General features: G+C 60.5%; 1 protein-coding gene. It reads right to left on the bottom strand.

What is annotated here, in order from left to right; genetic code table 11:
* Positions 1-567, bottom strand: a 567-nt coding sequence (locus tag DXA66_RS13980; protein WP_147589749.1) for a relaxase/mobilization nuclease domain-containing protein, incomplete at both ends; no start/stop codon positions are given.

The following is a 567-nucleotide window of genomic DNA, read 5'->3' on the forward strand; positions in this document are numbered from 1 at the left end:
TGGTCGAGGCGGCGTTGTCCGCGCCGCTGCGCCCAATACTCCCGCTCGGAAACATGGTCGCCTTGGGCTTCCAGCAAATTGATCTGGTTCAGATCGGCTTGCTCGCACATCTCCATGACAGCGACACGGAGGTGCCGGAGCATGGCAGAGGTGCAGCGGTGCTTCTTGCCCGCTTCCCAGTCGCAGGGCTTGTCCATAAAGGGCTGCCGTTCCACGGTGCGGACACGCAAGCTGCCGATGACGATGTGGACGTGGATATTCCCGGCACTGTTGTGACCGTCCGGGTGGGTGCAGACGATGGCGGGATGACCGGGGAAGTTGTCCTTGCAGAACTGCAAGCCGAGGGCTTGCGCCCGCTCCATGGTCAGGTCGTTCTCTACTGCGTCCTTCGGGTCGAAGCTGATGATATACTTCGTATGGCCAGCGGTGCGTGCTGCGCACGAATATATTAGCATCCGCTTTGGCGGATGTCGCCATATATGGTGGGTCTTCACGTCCTCCCGCCTGCCGTTCTTGCCGTACTTGCGATTGGCGATCAGGCAGGCCATAGCGAACGAAGATTCGCCG

Source organism: Faecalibacterium sp. OF03-6AC (genome assembly GCF_003478175.1).
Taxonomy (GTDB): domain Bacteria; phylum Bacillota; class Clostridia; order Oscillospirales; family Ruminococcaceae; genus Faecalibacterium; species Faecalibacterium taiwanense.